The sequence below is a fragment of the Pseudomonas sp. zfem002 genome (assembly GCF_032621685.1).
GTDB lineage: Bacteria > Pseudomonadota > Gammaproteobacteria > Pseudomonadales > Pseudomonadaceae > Aquipseudomonas > Aquipseudomonas japonica.
Genome location: NZ_JAVYJH010000024.1, coordinates 66,090 through 83,257 on the forward strand (window position 1 = coordinate 66,090; position 17,168 = coordinate 83,257).

16 protein-coding genes and 5 tRNA genes are annotated in these 17,168 nt (G+C 63.1%); 4 read left to right on the forward strand and 17 right to left on the reverse strand.

The features are described from left to right. Positions 1–18: 18 nt before the first annotated feature. The 9 genes from RTI28_RS23980 to gltX form a co-directional block, all read right to left on the reverse strand. Positions 19–462 (reverse strand): GNAT family N-acetyltransferase, encoded by a 444-nt coding sequence (locus RTI28_RS23980; RefSeq protein WP_316922775.1) that lies wholly within the window; start codon positions 460–462, stop codon positions 19–21. Next, positions 459–899, reverse strand: a complete 441-nt coding sequence (locus RTI28_RS23985) for a thioesterase family protein (RefSeq protein WP_316922776.1) — start codon at positions 897–899, stop codon at positions 459–461. Before RTI28_RS23985 ends, RTI28_RS23980 begins: the two co-directional genes overlap by 4 nt. 44 nt (positions 900–943) lie before the next feature. After that, a complete protein-coding gene (locus RTI28_RS23990) occupies positions 944–1,777 on the reverse strand; it encodes an alpha/beta fold hydrolase (protein ID WP_316922777.1) in 834 nt (277 codons plus the stop codon). Between the two features lie 22 nt (positions 1,778–1,799). Further along, positions 1,800–2,339 carry a TetR/AcrR family transcriptional regulator gene (locus RTI28_RS23995; protein ID WP_316922778.1) on the reverse strand — a complete coding sequence of 180 codons (540 nt, stop codon included), beginning with the start codon at positions 2,337–2,339 and terminating at the stop codon, positions 1,800–1,802. Between the two features lie 165 nt (positions 2,340–2,504). Beyond that, positions 2,505–2,580: transfer RNA gene (locus tag RTI28_RS24000), tRNA-Glu, on the reverse strand. Positions 2,581–2,624: 44 nt separating this feature from the next. Then, positions 2,625–2,700 (reverse strand) — tRNA-Ala (locus tag RTI28_RS24005). A gap of 53 nt (positions 2,701–2,753) precedes the next feature. Then, positions 2,754–2,829: transfer RNA gene (locus RTI28_RS24010), tRNA-Glu, on the reverse strand. A 76-nt stretch (positions 2,830–2,905) separates the two neighbouring features. Beyond that, positions 2,906–2,981: transfer RNA gene (locus RTI28_RS24015), tRNA-Ala, on the reverse strand. Positions 2,982–3,280: 299 nt separating this feature from the next. Then, the gene (gltX, locus tag RTI28_RS24020) at positions 3,281–4,762 is read right to left on the reverse strand and encodes a glutamate--tRNA ligase (RefSeq protein ID WP_316922779.1); all 1,482 of its coding nucleotides are present in this window, start codon (positions 4,760–4,762) and stop codon (positions 3,281–3,283) included. 143 nt (positions 4,763–4,905) lie between these two features. Between gltX and RTI28_RS24025 the strand changes: the two genes are divergently transcribed. Next, positions 4,906–5,946, forward strand: a complete 1,041-nt coding sequence (locus RTI28_RS24025; protein ID WP_316922780.1) for an HlyD family secretion protein — start codon at positions 4,906–4,908, stop codon at positions 5,944–5,946. Further along, positions 5,936–7,486, forward strand: a complete 1,551-nt coding sequence (locus RTI28_RS24030) for an MDR family MFS transporter (protein WP_316922781.1) — start codon at positions 5,936–5,938, stop codon at positions 7,484–7,486. Before RTI28_RS24025 ends, RTI28_RS24030 begins: the two co-directional genes overlap by 11 nt. Positions 7,487–7,624: 138 nt before the next feature. Here RTI28_RS24030 and uvrB read toward each other — a convergent pair whose 3' ends face one another. Further along, positions 7,625–9,640, reverse strand: a complete 2,016-nt coding sequence (gene uvrB, locus RTI28_RS24035) for an excinuclease ABC subunit UvrB (protein ID WP_316922782.1) — start codon at positions 9,638–9,640, stop codon at positions 7,625–7,627. Positions 9,641–9,934: 294 nt separating this feature from the next. Between uvrB and RTI28_RS24040 the strand changes: the two genes are divergently transcribed. Next, positions 9,935–11,131 (forward strand): amino acid aminotransferase, encoded by a 1,197-nt coding sequence (locus tag RTI28_RS24040; protein WP_316922783.1) that lies wholly within the window; start codon positions 9,935–9,937, stop codon positions 11,129–11,131. Positions 11,132–11,192: 61 nt separating this feature from the next. After that, a tRNA-Asn gene (locus tag RTI28_RS24045) sits at positions 11,193–11,268 on the forward strand. Positions 11,269–11,374: 106 nt separating this feature from the next. On the opposite strand, the gene RTI28_RS24050 is transcribed toward RTI28_RS24045, so the two are convergent. The 7 genes from RTI28_RS24050 to tmk all read right to left on the reverse strand — a co-directional run bounded on the left by RTI28_RS24050 (position 11,375) and on the right by tmk (position 17,161). Beyond that, complete coding sequence (locus RTI28_RS24050) at positions 11,375–11,935, reverse strand: DUF1285 domain-containing protein (protein ID WP_316922784.1); 561 nt, start codon at positions 11,933–11,935, stop codon at positions 11,375–11,377. A gap of 12 nt (positions 11,936–11,947) precedes the next feature. Next, the gene (locus tag RTI28_RS24055) at positions 11,948–12,550 is read right to left on the reverse strand and encodes a DUF4823 domain-containing protein (RefSeq protein WP_316922785.1); all 603 of its coding nucleotides are present in this window, start codon (positions 12,548–12,550) and stop codon (positions 11,948–11,950) included. Between the two features lie 73 nt (positions 12,551–12,623). Further along, positions 12,624–13,592 (reverse strand): GTP 3',8-cyclase MoaA, encoded by a 969-nt coding sequence (locus RTI28_RS24060; protein ID WP_316922786.1) that lies wholly within the window; start codon positions 13,590–13,592, stop codon positions 12,624–12,626. A gap of 126 nt (positions 13,593–13,718) precedes the next feature. Continuing rightward, positions 13,719–14,357, reverse strand: coding sequence for a TetR/AcrR family transcriptional regulator (locus tag RTI28_RS24065; RefSeq protein WP_316922787.1), 639 nt, complete (start codon positions 14,355–14,357; stop codon positions 13,719–13,721). Positions 14,358–14,719: 362 nt separating this feature from the next. After that, a complete protein-coding gene (locus RTI28_RS24070; protein ID WP_316922788.1) occupies positions 14,720–15,508 on the reverse strand; it encodes a TatD family hydrolase in 789 nt (262 codons plus the stop codon). Positions 15,509–15,549: 41 nt separating this feature from the next. Continuing rightward, positions 15,550–16,536 carry a DNA polymerase III subunit delta' gene (locus RTI28_RS24075; protein ID WP_316922789.1) on the reverse strand — a complete coding sequence of 329 codons (987 nt, stop codon included), beginning with the start codon at positions 16,534–16,536 and terminating at the stop codon, positions 15,550–15,552. Then, positions 16,529–17,161 carry a dTMP kinase gene (gene tmk, locus RTI28_RS24080; protein WP_316922790.1) on the reverse strand — a complete coding sequence of 211 codons (633 nt, stop codon included), beginning with the start codon at positions 17,159–17,161 and terminating at the stop codon, positions 16,529–16,531. Before tmk ends, RTI28_RS24075 begins: the two co-directional genes overlap by 8 nt. Between the last annotated feature and the right edge of the window lie 7 nt (positions 17,162–17,168).

Here is a 17,168-nt window from a genome sequence, read left to right on the forward strand (position 1 = left end):
GGGACGCCGGATGATCGGTCAGTCCAGCGCCTTCTCCATGAACACGCGGTTGAAGCCGTGCTCCATACCACGATGGGTTTCGCGGTAACCCAGGCGTTGGTAGAGAATCACGTTCGCCTGCATGGCGGCATTGGTGTAGAGGCGGATCAGCGGCAGATCGAGCGCGCGGGCACGGGCCTCGGCGAAATCGATCAGTTGCCGTCCGTGACCATGCCCCTGATACACCGGATCGACCGCGACATTGACCAACAGCATCGCCTGCGGCTCGGGGCTGAGCACCAGCACCGCACGGATGGCGTCGCCCTGCTCCAGCAGCCAGACCTGCTGCTGGCGGATCATCTCGGCGTAGTCGTCATCGAGCGGCCCCGGGCGGATGCCGATGCTGTCGACATAAGGCAGGTAGGCGGCCCGGACCACAGCGACGACGCCCGCTTCGTCCTCGACCCGCGCCTGGCGAATCACCCCTGTGTCTCCAGCAGCGCCTGGCCGTAACCGTCGAGAAACGCCTGCGGCATGCGCTTGGGCTTGCCTGTGGACAACTCGATGCAGACGAAGGTGGTCTGCGCGCGCAACAACGTGGTGCCGTCGCTCGGGCGGACCAACTGGAAGCGCCGGGTCATTTTCAGGCGCTGGTCCCAGTCGACGATCCAGGTCGCCAGTTGCAGCTCGTCGTCTTCGTAGGCGCTGGCGAGGTAGTCGATTTCATGCCGGACCACCGCCATGGCCCGGTCCAGACGCCGGTATTCGGCCAGGTCCAGGCCCAGGCGCTGGGAGTGGCGCCAGGCGCAGCGCTCCAGCCAGGTGACGTAGACCGCATTGTTGGCGTGCCCCAGTCCGTCGATATCTTCGGCAGCGACCCGCAGGTCGATGACGAATGGCGTTGCCAGATCCCAGCTCATGCCCGCTCCCGTTTGTGATGAACGGGCATGAGTGTAACGGATGATTACGCCGATTGGCGCACCGACCTGACGCTGCGCTGCAGCAGATCGAGAACCCCGGCCACCACCCGCGGATCGGCCAGGACGCGCTGGTGGCCGCCCTCCTCCAGCATCAGCAGGCGGCTGTCGAACCAGGCGTCGTGGATCAGTTGCGCTTCGCTGGCGGGCACCAGTTGATCGTCCATGGCGTGCACCACGAGGCCGGGCAGGTCCAGTTGATAACCGCTGACGTCGAGGCGATCGATCGCCACACCCACATCCCGCTCGATCTTGCGGATGAACGCCGCCCGCGCTCGCGGCGGCATGTTCAGGCGGCGGGCGAAGCCGCGCACCACCCCCAGCAGGCGGGACGGCGCGGCGATGCTGACCACGGCTTCGGCGCGCAGGCCCCACTGCAGGGCAAGCAGGACACTGGCACCGCCCATGGAATGACCGATCACCGCCTTCAGCGGCGGCAATTCCGCGGCGGCTTCCAGCATCGCCCGGGCGAACAGACCGACATGCGCCTCATCCCCAGGCGAACGTCCGTGTCCCGGACCGTCCAGGGCCACGGCGGTGTAGCCCGCCTCGACCAGGGCGTCGATCAGCCGCGCGAACTGCGTTGGCCGCCCCTCCCAGCCGTGCATCAACAACACGGTCGGCCCCTGCCCCCAACGCAGCGCGGAAAGCCCGAAGCGCAGGGTGATGCGTTCGGCCCGCCCCAGCACCGGCAATTCCCAGTCGCGCGGTGGTTGGGTGTAGGGCGTGGTGAACGCCCTGTGCATCTTGCTGGCGATATGCCCCGGGATCAGCCGCCCCAGGGTGCCGTTCACGCCACGAATCCAGCTCAAGGTGTTCATCGCTTCGCTCCAGTGGGGAGATTCAGATCACCGCCGTTTTGGCGGCACGCAGAATGCGGTCGGACAGCTCATCGGTACCCAGGGCACGAGCCAGGGCCAGGCCGCCGACCATCAGGGCGAGGTCGGCGAAAAACTTGTCGGTTTCTTCCGGACTGTCCACCAGCTTCGCCGCCATCAGCTCGATATGCTCGGCCAGGACTTCGCGGAAGGCGTCGGGCAGACGGGTCATTTCGCTCAGGGCATTGGGCAGCGGGCAGGCGTCTTCGGTGGAATCGCGGTGCTTGCGCGACAGATAGAAGGCCGCGACCAGGGCGCGCCGGGACTGCCCGTCCAGCGCGGGGTCGACCTGCGCCAGCAAGGCACGGCGCTCGCCGAGCAATTCGCGGAAGGCTTCCAGCATCAGCGCTTCCTTGCTGTCGAAATGGGCGTAGAAACCGCCCACGGTCAGGCCGGCAGCGCTCATCACCTGATTCACGCTGGGGTCCGCGGGCCCGCGCTGGATCAGCGCGCAACGTGCGGCATCGAGAATGCGTTCGCGGGTCTTGGCTTTCTTGTCGTTCATGGCAGGGCACCGGAAATATTATGTAAGTAATATTATGCTCATAATATTTAAAGGCAAGCCCTGAACCGGCCATTTGTTGGGCCGGGACAAGATTTTTTCGGGGGAAAAAACAAAAGGCTCATTCAATAATCGAATGAGCCTTGAAATTCCGCATAGCGGATAAATTGGCGTCCCCTAGGGGACTCGAACCCCTGTTACCGCCGTGAAAGGGCGGTGTCCTAGGCCACTAGACGAAGGGGACTTGTAACCTTCGTGCAGATCCGTTTTCACGAATCCTGGCGGAATTGGTGGAGCTAAGCGGGATCGAACCGCTGACCTCCTGCATGCCATGCAGGCGCTCTCCCAGCTGAGCTATAGCCCCGGATTTCTAGCCTCTCGGCCCAGCGACCTCTTTCGACATCGCTTGTGCAACACTGGCGTCCCCTAGGGGACTCGAACCCCTGTTACCGCCGTGAAAGGGCGGTGTCCTAGGCCACTAGACGAAGGGGACGCAACCCTTCTACCATTGACCGGCTCTTCGAACCGATCGGATCGCAGTCGCTGGAATTGACTGCAGATCTGGAAATTGGTGGAGCTAAGCGGGATCGAACCGCTGACCTCCTGCATGCCATGCAGGCGCTCTCCCAGCTGAGCTATAGCCCCACAATGTCGCTTTGAACTTGATCCGCTTGGCTGGGTGCTTCGCGTTTCGTTTTCGTTCATCGCTGTGGACGGGGCGCATATTAAGATCGGATTGCAGACCTGTCAAATATATTTTCAACAAAATTCAAAAATTTTTCCCCGGATAACAATCACTTACCGCCCTCCCCTGGCAAAAGCCCCGTATTTGCGGGGGATTGACGTCGTGCGCCAGGCCGCGCAAACGCCGCGGGGCGAACCCCCTGCCCCGGTACAAAGCCCCAGGCAGCGGATTCGCCCCGCGAAAAAACAGGCGACTGCGATCAGGCGATGGTGCCCAGCAGCTTCTCCCATTCCTTGTTTTCTTTCTTCGAAACGCCGCCCAGCAGGTCCAGGGCCTGGCGCAGGCGATAGCGGGTCAGGTCCGGGCCGAGGATTTCCATGGCGTCGAGCACCGAGACCGAGCTGGCTTGACCAGTGATCGCGGCGAACATCAGCGGCATGGCATCACGCAGCTTCAGTTCCAGGGCCTCGACCACGGCCTGGATACAGCCGGTGATACGGTCCTTTTCCCACTGGCGCAGGCTTTCCAGCTTCCACAGGATCAACTGCATGACCTGGCGCACCTGGTCGGCGGACAGCTTCTTGTGCTCGAACAGTTTCGCATCCAGCTTCAGCGCGCCTTCGAAGAAGAAGCCGCCCAGCGGCGCGATCTGGCTGAAGGTTTCCACCCGGCCCTGTACGTGCGGGGCGATCTTCATCATGTAGTCGCTGTTGAACGCCCACTTCTGCACGCGCGCGGCGAACGCTTCCACCGGCAGGTCACGCAGCCACTGGCCATTGAGCCAGGACAGCTTCTCGATATCGAAGATCGGCCCGCCCAGGGATACGCGGGACAGGTCGAAGTGCTCGACCATCTCGTCCAGGGAGAACTTCTCGCGCTCGTCCGGCATCGACCAGCCCATGCGCCCCAGGTAGTTGAGCATGGCTTCCGGCATGAAGCCCATGCGCTCGTAGAAGGTCACCGAGGTCGGGTTCTTGCGCTTGGACAACTTGCTCTTGTCCGGGTTGCGCAGCAGCGGCATGTAGCACAGCTTCGGCTGCTCCCAGCCGAAGTATTCGTAGAGCTTGATCAGCTTCGGCGCCGAGGGCAGCCACTCTTCGCCGCGCAGGACGTGAGTGATGCCCATCAGGTGGTCATCGACCACGTTGGCGAGGAAGTAGGTCGGCAGGCCATCGGTCTTCATCAGCACCTGCATGTCCATGCGGTCCCACGGGATCTCGACGTCGCCACGCAGCATGTCCGGCACCACGCAGACGCCTTCGCTCGGCACCTTCATGCGGATCACGTGGGGCTCGCCGGCGGCCAGGCGACGCTGCACTTCCTCGGCCGACAGCAGCAGCGCGCGACCGTCGTAACGCGGGGTCTCGCCACGGGCCATCTGCTCGGCACGCATCTGCTCCAGTTCCTCGGCGGTGCAGAAGCACGGGAACGCATGGCCCGCATCCACCAGTTGCTGTGCATATTGCTTATAGATCTCACCCCGCTCGCTCTGCCGATACGGACCGTGCGGACCGCCGACATCCGGGCCTTCGGCCCATTCGATGCCGAGCCAGCGCAGGGCATCGAAGATCTGTTGTTCGGATTCGCGGGTCGAACGCAACTGGTCGGTATCTTCGATACGCAGGATGAACTCGCCGCCGTGCTGCTTGGCAAAGCAGTAGTTGAACAGGGCGATATAGGCGGTGCCGACGTGAGGATCGCCGGTAGGCGAAGGCGCGATGCGCGTGCGAACGGTGGTCATGAGAGTCTCGAACAAGAGGTGAAACAAAGCCGGGATGTTAACAGGGAGCGGGCGCCGGGCTCCAGTAATGGGCGCGATCGTCACTTGCACCCTCGGATCCAATCTTTGTTAAATTTGCTTACATTTCTGGAACGATCGTCCCCATGCCTGCCCAACTCAAGCGTCGCCTGCTGATTTTTCTCTTCCTGGTTCTCCTGATTTCCCTTGGTTTCCTGGCTCACTGGTATCTGAAAGGCCGCTTCTACGAAAGCACCGACAATGCCTACGTGCAGGGCGAGATTACCCGGGTCTCCAGCCAGTTGAGCGCGCGTATCGATGCGGTCCTGGTGCAGGACAACCAGCACGTGAACAAGGGCGACCTGCTGGTGCGCCTGGAGGCCGACGACTTCCGCTTTGCCGTGGAACGCGCCCGCGCCACCCTCGATACCCGCGAGGCCGAGCGCCTGCAGGCGGAAAGCCGCCTGACCCAGCAATCGAGCCTGATCGCCGCCGGCCAGGCCCAGGTCTCCGCCAGCCAGGCCACCCTCGGTCGCGCGCAGCTGGACCTGAATCGCGCCCAGGCCCTGCGCAAGCCGGGCTTCGTCTCCGAGGAACGGGTCACCACCCTTTCCGCGGAAAACAATGTCGCCCGCTCCCAGGTCAGCAAAGCCCAGGCCGATCTGCAGGGCCAGCGCCAGCAGGTCAGTGCCCTGGAAGCCGAACTCAAGCGCCTCGACGCGCAGATCGCCACCGCCCGCACCGACCTGGCCCAGGCCGAACTCAACCTGACCCGCAGCGAAATCCACGCGCCGATCAGCGGCATGATCGGCCAGCGCAGCGCCCGCGATGGCCAATACGTGCAGAACGGCGCCTACCTGCTGTCCATCGTTCCCGACCAGGACATCTGGGTGCAGGCCAACTTCAAGGAAACCCAGATCGGCAAGATGCAGCCTGGCCAGCGCGCCGAGCTGGTCTTCGACAGCTACCCGGACACCCCCATCGAAGGCCGCGTCGACAGCCTGTTCGCCGCCTCCGGTGCGCAATTCAGCCTGCTGCCGCCGGACAACGCCACCGGCAACTTCACCAAGGTCGTACAACGGATTCCGGTAAAGCTGACCTTCAGCGCCGACAACCCGCTGCAGGGCCGCATCCGTCCGGGCATGTCGGTCACCGCCACTGTCGATCTGCGCAGCGATGGCCGGTGATCAACTGATCCGTCCCGTCGGCGAACCGAGCCGACGCGACTGGATCGCGGTAATGAGCGTGATGCTCGGTGCCTTCATGGCCGTGCTCGACATCCAGATCACCAACTCCTCGCTCAAGGACATCCAGGGTGCGCTGTCGGCGACCCTGGAAGAGGGTTCGTGGATTTCCACCTCCTACCTGGTGGCCGAGATCATCATGATCCCGCTGACCGCCTGGCTGGTGCAGCTGCTCTCGGCGCGGCGCCTGGCGGTATGGGTGTCGCTGGGTTTCCTGGCGTCCTCGCTGCTCTGCTCCATGGCCTGGAACCTGGAAAGCATGATCGTGTTCCGGGCCATGCAGGGCTTCACCGGCGGCGCGCTGATCCCCCTGGCATTCACCCTGACCCTGATCAAACTGCCGGAGCACCACCGCGCCAAGGGCATGGCGATGTTCGCCATGACCGCCACCTTCGCCCCGTCCATCGGACCGACCCTGGGTGGCTGGCTTACGGAAAACTGGGGCTGGGAGTACATCTTCTATATCAACATCCCGCCCGGCCTGATCATGATCGCCGGTTTGATGTACGGGCTGGAGAAGAAGGAGGCGCACTGGGAGTTGCTGAAAAGCACCGACTACGCCGGCATCGTCACCCTTGGTGTCGGTCTCGGCTGCCTGCAGGTGTTTCTCGAGGAGGGCCATCGCAAGGACTGGCTGGAATCGAGCCTGATCGTCTGCCTGGGCAGCATCGCCCTGGTCAGCCTGATCACCTTCGTCATCATCCAGTTCTCCAGGCCCAATCCGCTGATCAACCTGCGCATTCTGCGCAACCGCAATTTCGGCCTGTCGAGCATCGCCAGCCTGGGCATGGGGGTTGGCCTGTACGGTTCGATCTATCTGCTGCCGCTGTACCTGGCCCAGATCCAGAACTACAACGCCCTGCAGATCGGCGAAGTGATCATGTGGATGGGCGTGCCGCAGCTGTTCCTGATTCCGCTGATTCCGCAGCTGATGAAGGTGATTTCACCGAAGATTCTCTGCGCGGTCGGCTTTGGCCTGTTCGGTCTGGCCAGCTTCGGCTCCGGGGTGCTCAACCCCGACTTCGCCGGCAGCCAGTTCAACCATATCCAGATCATTCGCGCCCTCGGCCAGCCGATGATCATGGTGACCATCTCGCTGATCGCCACCGCCTATATCCAGCCGCAGGATGCGGGATCGGCGTCGAGCCTGTTCAATATCCTGCGCAACCTCGGCGGCGCGATCGGCATCGCCCTGCTGGCGACCCTGCTGGATGCGCGGGCCAAGGTGTATTTCGATTACCTGCGCGAGTCGGTGGTGCCGAGCAACCCGGCAGTGGCAGAGCGCCTTGCGCAGTTGGCGGAGCGACTGGGCAGTGACAATGCCGCCCTGGGCAAGCTGAGCGAGATCACCCATCAGCAGGCGATGATCATGGCTTACAACGATGCCTTCCACTTTGTCGGGATCGGCTTGGCGATCAGCATGGTTGCGGTCTTGTTGACCCGGAAGTTGCCGCAGGGATTGAAAGCGGGAGAAGCTCACTAAGTGCGAACTCCCCCTGTAGGAGCTGGCTTGCCTGCGAAGGGCCGCGCAGCGGTCCCTGACAGCGGTGAAATCTAGGACCGCTACGCGGTCCTTCGCGGGCAAGCCACGCTCCTACAGGTGAAATGAAGCGCTCGCCGGTCAAGCGGTAATCAGCTTCTCACGCAACTTGGCAATCTCGTCACGCATCTGCGCCGCCGCCTCGAACTCCAGATCCCGCGCCAGCTGGAACATTTTCTCTTCGAGCTGCTTGATGCGCTTGGTGATCTCCGCCGGCGAACGCAACTCGGCCTCGTAGCGCGCGTTCTCCTCCGCCGCCTTGGCCATGCCCTTGCGCTTCTTGCTGCGCGAACCGGGCACGTTGGCGCCTTCGAGGATGTCGGTGATGTCCTTGACCACCCCCTTGGGCACGATGCCATTGGCTGCGTTGAAGGCGATCTGCTTGTCGCGGCGGCGCTCGGTCTCGTCGATCGCCCGCTGCATCGAGCCGGTGATCTGGTCGGCATAGAGGATCGCCCGGCCATTGAGGTTGCGCGCGGCGCGGCCGATGGTCTGGATCAGCGAACGCTCGGAACGCAGGAACCCTTCCTTGTCCGCGTCAAGGATCGCCACCAGCGACACCTCGGGCATGTCCAGGCCTTCGCGCAGCAGGTTGATCCCCACCAGCACGTCAAAGGTGCCGAGACGCAGGTCGCGGATGATCTCGACCCGCTCCACCGTATCGATATCCGAATGCAGGTAGCGCACCCGCACATCGTGATCGGCGAGGTAGTCGGTGAGATCCTCGGCCATGCGCTTGGTCAGGGTGGTGACCAGCACCCGCTCCTCCATGGCCACGCGCTTGCGGATTTCCGAGAGCAGGTCGTCGACCTGGGTCAGCGCCGGACGGATCTCCACCTGCGGGTCGACCAGACCCGTCGGGCGCACCACCTGCTCGACGACCCGCCCGGCGTGCTCGGCTTCATACGGCCCGGGGGTGGCGGACACGAAGATGGTCTGCGGGCTGACGCTCTCCCACTCGTCGAAGCGCATTGGCCGGTTGTCCAGCGCGGAAGGGAGACGGAAGCCGTACTCCACCAGGGTTTCCTTGCGCGAACGGTCGCCCTTGTACATCGCCCCGACCTGCGGAACGCTGACATGGGATTCGTCTATCACCAACAGCGCGTCCGGCGGCAGGTAGTCGTACAGCGTGGGCGGCGGCGCCCCGGCTGGCCGGCCGGAGAGGTAGCGCGAGTAGTTTTCGATACCGTTGCAGTAGCCCAGCTCGAGGATCATCTCCAGGTCGAAGCGGGTGCGCTGCTCCAGGCGCTGCGCCTCGACCAGTTTGTTGGCCTTGTGCAAGTACTCCAGACGGTCCTTGAGCTCGTCCTTGATCCCGTCCACCGCCTCCAGCAGGGTTTCCCGCGGGGTGACGTAGTGGCTCTTGGGATAAAAGGTGAAACGCGGCAGTTTGCGGATCACTTCACCGGTCAGCGGATCGAAGGCGGCGAGGTTCTCCACTTCGTCGTCGAACAGCTCGATACGGATGGCTTCCAGGTCGGATTCCGCCGGGAACACATCGATCACATCGCCGCGCACGCGGAAGGTGGCGCGGGCAAAATCCATTTCGTTGCGGGTGTACTGCAGGTCGGCCAGGCGTCGCAGCAGGGCGCGCTGGTCGAGTTTGTCGCCACGGTCGACGTGGAGGACCATCTTCAGGTAGGTCTCCGGGCTGCCCAGGCCGTAGATGCACGACACCGTGGTGACGATGATCGCATCGCGGCGCTCCAGCAGTGCCTTGGTCGCCGACAGGCGCATCTGCTCGATATGGTCGTTGATCGAGGCGTCCTTCTCGATGAAGGTATCGGACGACGGCACGTAGGCCTCGGGCTGGTAGTAGTCGTAGTAGGAAACGAAATACTCCACCGCGTTGTTCGGAAAGAACGCCTTGAACTCGCCGTACAGCTGCGCGGCCAGGGTCTTGTTCGGCGCCAGCACCAGGGTCGGACGCTGCACCTGGGCGATCACGTTGGCGATGCTGAAGGTCTTGCCCGAGCCGGTCACACCGAGCAGGGTCTGGTGCGCCAGCCCCGCCTCGATGCCTTCGACCATCAGGCGGATGGCTTCCGGCTGGTCGCCGGCCGGCTGGAAACGGGTGACGAGCTGAAACTCGGACATGACGGACCTCTGCGCAAGTGCGGATACAGGCAACTGTATTTTTAGCCAGTAGTTATACCCAATTAAAGGCGTCCTGCGCCAGTTTCAACCGAACGCTCGACGGATTTCCCACGGTTGACCGGGGGATTCGACTAACGGTCGAAAAATATTCCCTGAAACAGCGGGAAAAGCTGCGACAGACTGTCGCCGTGACCGACCGGTATCACTATACTGACTCCCCGTTTGTGCACCGCTCTAGTGCATTCGGCTGGAGCGTGCGGACCCTATCACCCTCCATTCAGAGCCAAGGTAATAATGAGCCTGTTTTCCGCTGTCGAGCTGGCACCACGCGATCCCATTCTGGGCCTCAACGAAGCATTCAACGCCGACCCACGCACCGAGAAAGTCAACCTCGGCGTAGGCGTCTACTGCAACGAAGAAGGACGCATCCCACTGCTGCGTGCGGTCATCGAAGCCGAAACCCAACGTGCCGCACAGCACGCTTCCCGCGGCTACCTGCCGATCGACGGTATCGCCGCCTATGACCAGGCCGTGCAGAAACTGCTGTTCGGTGCCGAGTCGCCACTGCTGGCCGAAGGTCGTGTGGTCACCGTCCAGGCCGTCGGCGGTACCGGCGCCCTGAAGATCGGTGCCGACTTCCTCAAGCAGCTGTCGCCGAACGCTGTCGTCGCCATCAGCGACCCGAGCTGGGAAAACCATCGCGCCCTGTTCGAAACCGCCGGTTTCCCGGTGCAGAACTACCGCTACTACGACGCGCCGAGCAACGACGTGAACCGCGCCGGCATGCTGGAAGACCTGAACAACCTGCCATCGGGTTCGATCATCGTCCTGCACGCCTGCTGCCACAACCCGACCGGTGTCGACCTGAGCCTGGCCGACTGGAAAAACGTGCTGGAAGTGGTCAAGGCCAAGGGCCATGTGCCGTTCCTCGACATGGCCTACCAGGGCTTTGGTGACGGTATCGCCGAAGACGCCTTCGCCGTGCGCCTGTTCGCCGAGTCGGGCCTGAACTTCTTCGTCTCCAGCTCGTTCTCCAAGTCGTTCTCGCTGTACGGCGAGCGCGTCGGCGCCCTGTCGATCGTCACCAACGCCAAGGAAGAAAGCGCTCGCGTGCTGTCCCAGGTCAAGCGCGTGATCCGCACCACCTACTCCAACCCGCCGACCCACGGCGCCAGCATCGTTGCTGCCGTGCTGAACAGCGCCGAGCTGCGTCAGATGTGGGAAACCGAGCTGGGTGAAATGCGCGGCCGCATCCACGGCATGCGCAAGCAGATGGTCGATCTCCTCGCCGAATACGGCGCCAAGCGCGATTTCAGCTTCGTCGGCCGTCAGCGCGGCATGTTCTCCTACTCGGGCCTGAGCGTTGAGCAGGTAGCCCGCCTGAAGAACGAATTCGGCATCTACGCCCTGGACACCGGCCGCATCTGCGTGGCAACCCTGAACCAGAGCAACATCCACGTGGTCACCAAAGCCATCGTCGAAGTGCTGTAATCGAGCAACTCCCAAGGGGAGCTTGACTTCCCCTTGGGAATCAGTAAGATACGCCCCAGATTCCGCGATAGCTCAGTCGGTAGAGCAAATGACTGTTAATCATTGGGTCCCTGGTTCGAGTCCAGGTCGCGGAGCCAAATACTGAAAACCTCCAGATGCGCAAGCACTGGAGTTTTTTCATTGCGGCGTGGAAATGCCCTTCTCTCCTTTCGGTGCCCGCCTTCACGGGCACCGCTGTTGCGCTCACTCCCGCCCGATAGGGTAGAACTCGCCCGAACTCCACACCCCCAGCCAGGACTCGCCGGCAATTTCCCGCGAGACCGCCAGATCCACCAGTTGATAGAACACATTGCGGTGAATCAGCGCCTCCAGGTTGGCGCGCATATGCACGTAGGGTGACGGCTCCTGGGTCAGCGGATCGATGACGAAACGCAGTGGGTGCTCGGCGCCAGCCTGGACCCGGTCCTCGACATTGCTGGTGAAGAACAGGGCCTGCTGCTCGCCCTCGCCCTCCACTTCCACACTCACCGCCACGAAGGGCGCGTCATCGACCTTGATCCCGACCTTTTCCACCGGTGTGATCAGGAAGTAATCGTCGCCATCCCGGCGAATGATGGTGGAGAACAGGCGCACCATGGGCTTGCGCCCGATCGGTGTGCCCAGGTAGTACCAGGTGCCGTCGCGGGCGATACGCATGTCGATATCGCCACAGAAGTCCGGATTCCACAGATGGACCGGCGGCAGGCCCTTTTCCGCCTTGGGAATCTGTGCAAGTAGATCGTTGGCCTTGCCTGTATCGACCATATTCCTGTGTCCTCAGCGACTCATGCCCAGAAGGGTTCGAGCGTAATCTTCCAGGGGTGGGCCGAGCAAATCTTCCGGCTTGTTGTCATGGAACGTCAGCAAACCGCCGCGGCTGCGAATCCGTGCGGTGTCGATGAGGTAACGGGTATTGGTCTCGATCAGCATCATCTGCACCACACCGGTATCGACCCCCAGACGGTCGACCGCCTGCTCGTCATACCATTCGTCACCATTGCCGATACGGTTGTCCGCCTTGGCGAAGCGGGCATACAGCAGGTAGTGAGCACCGACCGAGCGCGCCTGGACCAGCGCGTCCTCCAGGCCGACCGGGCCTTCGGCGCGACGCACCAGCGGAAAATACTCGACGAAGCCCTTGAATGCTTCCTCTGCCACCACATTGGGCCGCGGGTAAGCGCCGCCGGGCGGCACGAAAGCCCCCTGGGCGATGAAAATGAACGAGTCGGGTTGCAGGCGCAGCGATATCGAGCGCTGGGTATCGCTATGATCAAGCAGACCCGCATCGCTCATGTGATAGCGGGCACCTTCGCCCATGTCGCTGACATTCATGCAGCCACCCAGCGCGATGAACGCCAGCAGCAGAACCAGGCTACGCATCTTTCCTCCAGAGGCCGGCGACGGAAAACCGGCGAACAGCCCGCTAATGCAGGTTCTGCGCCAGCTTGCCCGCTCAGCCGCCGATGATCTTCATCACCGTGGCGCCGCCGGAGAAGGCCACGCTCTGCTTGTCACCCAGGGCCTTGACCAGCAAGCCCTGGAGGGCCGGCAATGCCTGGTGACGCGGGAGGTCGAGCAGATCGCCGATATAGTGCCGATTGCTCGACGACAGGCAACCGTGCAGCCAACCGGTGGAAGACAGGCGCAGGCGCGAGCAGGTACGACAGAACGGCACGCTTTCGTTGGCGATCACACCGAAGCAGCCCCGCCCCGGAATTCGGTAGCGCAATGCCGTGGCATCCACCGGCGCATCCGCCTGGGCGTATTCGAAGTGCTCGCCGATCACTTGCAGCAGCTGTTCGAGGCCGACGAACTGCTGCAGGAACTGGTTGTTGTCCCGGGCCAGGTGCCCCATGCGCATCAGCTCGATGAAACGCAGCTCGTAGCCGTGCTCCAGGCAGTACTCCAGCAGCGGCAGGACCTGATCGAGGTTCTGCCCGCGCAGCGGCACCATGTTGACCTTGATCTTCATCCCAGCCGCCGCGGCCTGCGCCATGCCATCGAGCACAGTGGCCAGGTCGCCACCACGGGCGATGCCACGGAAGGCCTGGGCATCGAGGGTATCCAGGGAGACATTGAGGCGACGGATGCCGACATCCACCAGCAGCGGCAGCTTGCGCGCCAGCAACTGGCCGTTGGTGGTGAGGCTGATGTCGTCGAGGCCGAAGCCAGCCACGGTTTTCAGGAAGGTTTCCAGCTTGGGGCTGACCAGCGGCTCACCTCCGGTAACCCGCAGCCGTTCGATGCCGGCGGCCTCGATCAGGTAGGCCACCCCACGCGCCAGAGCCTCGGCAGACAACTCATCCTGCGCGGCGACCAGTCGCTTGCCGTCAGGCACGCAATAGGTGCATGCGTAGTTGCAGGCGGCGGTAAGGCTGACACGCAGATTGCGAAAACGCCTGCCTTGACGGTCGACGATCATGGAAAACTCCGGCATGGATGAATCGGGCCCGCAAAACCTGACTCAAAAATCAGGTTTTTGCAAGCCTTGTCTCCAAGTATATTCCTGAGCTGTCGCGCCTAGTAGCGCCGGTGTCGCCCGCGACTATCAGTTGGCGGACGGCTCCGGATCGCGCTTGCGCTTGTTGCCCATGCGCACGCCGATGTCCATCAGGAACTGGAAGAAGCCTTCCTGATCCTCGAGGACATTGCTCCAGAACGGCGAGTGATACAGCGCCACGGCGCCATGCACCAGGGCCCAGGCGGCGCAGTAGTGGAAGTACGGCGGCACGTCCTCGAGCTTGCCTTCGCTGATGCGGCCCTTGATCAGCAGGGTCAGGCGGTCGAAGTTCGAGGCACGGATCTTGTGCAGCTCCTCGACCATGTCCGGCACCTGGTGGCCCTTCACCACCTTCTCTTCCAGACGGTCGAACAGGCGGTAACGCTGCGGATCGCGCATGCGGAATTCGAAATAGGCGCGCGACAGGGCTTCCTTGTCACGGTCGACATCGGCGGAGTGCAGCAACTGGTTCAAATCCCGCTCGTAGTCGAGCATCAGGCGCAGGTAGATCTCCGCCTTGGACTTGAAATGCTTGTAGATCGTGCCTTTGCCGATACCCACAGCATCAGCGATCATCTCGACGGTGACGCTGTCTTCACCCTGTTCGAGAAACAGCTTGAGTGCGGTATCGAGAATTTCCTGCTCACGGCGACGAAATTCACGGACCTTGCGAGGTTCTTTCTGCATAAGAAGGTCTGGATCAAAATCGAAGCCAAGTATTATGCCTAACTTGCGGCAAAATGCACGGATCATGAAGAGTTCGAAGCGCCTCCCACCCCGCAAGACCCGGACCATGCCGATTTCGCCCACTCAGGGCGAGCGATGAGTGCTCAGCAGCGACAGCCGTATTCCAAATCTGTTTAAAAAACGAGCAGTGAGCGCTGGAAGCCCTTCAATCCTGATTAATACTTGAAGTGTTGGCGAGGCATACCCCCCAAGTGTCACGCCGATAAAGGTGATCAGGGAGTGTTCGCCTTTGTTTTACTCCTAATGGTCTTAACCCGGATTCCCCCCCCAGAACCCGGGTTTTTTTTGTCCGCCTGGCGGGCTCAGGCGCCGCCCACCCGGGCCAGCGGGAACAGGCGGCGGAAGTTCGCCGTGGTCTGCTCCGCCAACTGCTCGTAGCGCTCACCGCGCACCAGCGCGATGAATTCGGCCACGTCACGCACGTACTCCGGCAGGTTCGGCTTGCCGCGATGGGGAATCGGCGCCAGGTACGGCGAGTCGGTTTCCACCAGCAGGCGGTCGGCCGGCACCTGCCGCGCCACATCGCGCAGGGCATCGGCATTGCGGAACGTGACGATGCCCGACAGGGAAATGTAATAGCCGAGATCGAGGGCGGCCCTGGCCATGTCCCAGTCTTCGGTGAAACAGTGCAATACGCCCGCCTGGGGCAACGCCGCCTCGCGCAGCAACGCCAGCGTATCGGCCCGCGCCGCGCGTGTATGGATCACCACCGGCTTGCCGGTGATCCGCGCAGCCTCCAGGTGCAGGCGGAACGACGCCTGCTGCAGCTCGGCCGCCTCCGGCTCGTAGTGATAATCCAGACCGGTTTCGCCGATCGCCACCACATGGGGGTGATTCAGTTCCTGGAGCAGCCAGTCCAGCGCCGGCTCGGCACCGGGGGCCAGGTCCAGCGGGTGAACACCCACCGAGCAGTCGACGTCCGCGTATCGCTCAGCCAGCGCCTTGACCTGCGCGGCGTTGTCGGCGCTGACGCCGATGCACAGGAAGTGCCCGACCCCTCTGGCGCGCGCAGCATCCAGGGCAGCATCGAGGGAGCCGTCGTGGGCGGCAAGGTCAAGACGGTCGAGGTGGCAATGGGAATCTACGAGCATGGCGAAATACGATCTGCAAAGGAAATTGAAATGCCGGCGACTCAGCGCTGGCCCGGCAGCATGGCCCAGGAAGCCAGCAGGGCTTCGAGCAGCAGTACGCGGTTGAGGTTGGCCTTGCCAAGTACCTTCTGACGCTGGGCGAGGATCCAGTCCTGGATTTCCAGCACCTTGCCCTGCGGGCTTTTCTGCGCGAGGTACTGCACCACCTTGCGCATGTCGGCCAGACCAAGGCCCTCTTCGTCCTGGGTCAGCTGATAGCGCAGGATCAGGTTCGACCAGTCGCAGAACCAGTCGAACAGGTGCAGCAGGGAGATGGCGTTCCAGGATTCGGCGAGCTGGCTGGGTGATTGCTGCTGCTTGAGCAGTTTCTTCACGCCGTCGACCACCTGCGCACGCTGCTCGCGGACGCCCTGCTGCTGCAAGCTCAGCGCCATCAATGGCGAACCGGCGGCCAGGCTCAGCAGTTCGCTGCGCTCGCGCTCCTCGCAATCCGGCAAGGCCGACGCGAGCCAGGTCAGGCTCTGCGCTTCCAGCGGCTGCGGGCAGGCGATCTGCTGGCAGCGACTCTTGATGGTCGCCAGCAAGCGGCTCGGCTGATGGCTGACCAACAGCAGCACGGTATCGCCGGAGGGCTCCTCGAGGCTTTTGAGCAAGGCGTTGGCAGCGTTGACGTTCATCGCCTCCACCGGCTCGATCAGCACCACCTTGCGCCCGCCGAGCTGGGCAGTCTGGGTGACGAAGCCGACCAGGTCGCGGACCTGGTCGACCTTGATCGGCTTGTCGGCTTCTTCCGGTTCCAGCACGTAGTTGTCAGGATGGCTGCCGGCCGCCAGGAGCATGCACGACTTGCACTGCCCGCAGGCCTGCAGGGCTGCGGGACGCTGGCACAGGAGCAAGGCCATGAGACGCTCGGCCAGGGCACGCTTGCCGATACCTTGCGGCCCATGCAGCAGGTAGGCGTGCGCATGCCGGGCGCGCCCGGCCAGTTGCTGCCAGAGCGTCGCCTGCCAGGGATAGGCCTCAGCCACGAACGCGCTCCACGATCTGCCCGACCAGCCCGTCCAGCGACTGCTGCACCGCGACCAGCGGCTGCGCCGCGTCAATCAGGCGATAGCGCTGCGGATCGGCCTTGGCCCGGTCGAGATAGGCCTGGCGCACCGCCTCGAAGAAGGCCTGGCCTTCCTGCTCGAAGCGGTCCAGGCGACCGCGAGCGGCGGCGCGGGACAAACCGACTTCCACCGGCAGGTCGAACAACAGGGTCAAATCCGGCTGCAGCCCAGCCTGGACGAAGCGCTCCAGGGTAGCGATGCGCTCCATGTCGAGACCACGGCCACCGCCCTGGTAGGCATAGGTGGCATCGGTGAAACGGTCGCACAGCACCACCGCGCCACGGGCCAGGGCCGGACGGATGACCTCGGCCAGGTGCTGGGCACGGGCAGCGAAGACCAGCAGCAGCTCGGTGTCGGCATCCATCTTCTCGTCGCTGGGGGCCAGCAGCAGTTCGCGAATGCGCTCGGCCAGCGGGGTACCGCCAGGCTCGCGAGTCAGCAGCACATCCAGGCCGCGATCGCGCAGGTGTCCGGCCAGGTAGTCACGGTTGGTGCTCTTGCCCGCGCCTTCCGGACCTTCCAGGGTGATAAACAAACCGCTCACTCGGCAT

Coding starts and splice junctions, on each gene's coding strand:
- RTI28_RS24060 (WP_316922786.1), bottom strand. CDS start 13,592: ATGATCGTCGACCGTCAAGGCAGGCGTTTTCGCAATCTGCGTGTCAGC.
- gltX (WP_316922779.1), bottom strand. CDS start 4,762: ATGACCACCGTTCGCACGCGCATCGCGCCTTCGCCTACCGGCGATCCT.
- RTI28_RS24040 (WP_316922783.1), top strand. CDS start 9,935: ATGAGCCTGTTTTCCGCTGTCGAGCTGGCACCACGCGATCCCATTCTG.
- RTI28_RS24070 (WP_316922788.1), bottom strand. CDS start 15,508: ATGCTCGTAGATTCCCATTGCCACCTCGACCGTCTTGACCTTGCCGCC.
- RTI28_RS23985 (WP_316922776.1), bottom strand. CDS start 899: ATGAGCTGGGATCTGGCAACGCCATTCGTCATCGACCTGCGGGTCGCT.
- RTI28_RS24055 (WP_316922785.1), bottom strand. CDS start 12,550: ATGCGTAGCCTGGTTCTGCTGCTGGCGTTCATCGCGCTGGGTGGCTGC.
- RTI28_RS24025 (WP_316922780.1), top strand. CDS start 4,906: ATGCCTGCCCAACTCAAGCGTCGCCTGCTGATTTTTCTCTTCCTGGTT.
- uvrB (WP_316922782.1), bottom strand. CDS start 9,640: ATGTCCGAGTTTCAGCTCGTCACCCGTTTCCAGCCGGCCGGCGACCAG.
- RTI28_RS23990 (WP_316922777.1), bottom strand. CDS start 1,777: ATGAACACCTTGAGCTGGATTCGTGGCGTGAACGGCACCCTGGGGCGG.
- RTI28_RS24030 (WP_316922781.1), top strand. CDS start 5,936: ATGGCCGGTGATCAACTGATCCGTCCCGTCGGCGAACCGAGCCGACGC.
- RTI28_RS23995 (WP_316922778.1), bottom strand. CDS start 2,339: ATGAACGACAAGAAAGCCAAGACCCGCGAACGCATTCTCGATGCCGCA.
- RTI28_RS24065 (WP_316922787.1), bottom strand. CDS start 14,357: ATGCAGAAAGAACCTCGCAAGGTCCGTGAATTTCGTCGCCGTGAGCAG.
- RTI28_RS24050 (WP_316922784.1), bottom strand. CDS start 11,935: ATGGTCGATACAGGCAAGGCCAACGATCTACTTGCACAGATTCCCAAG.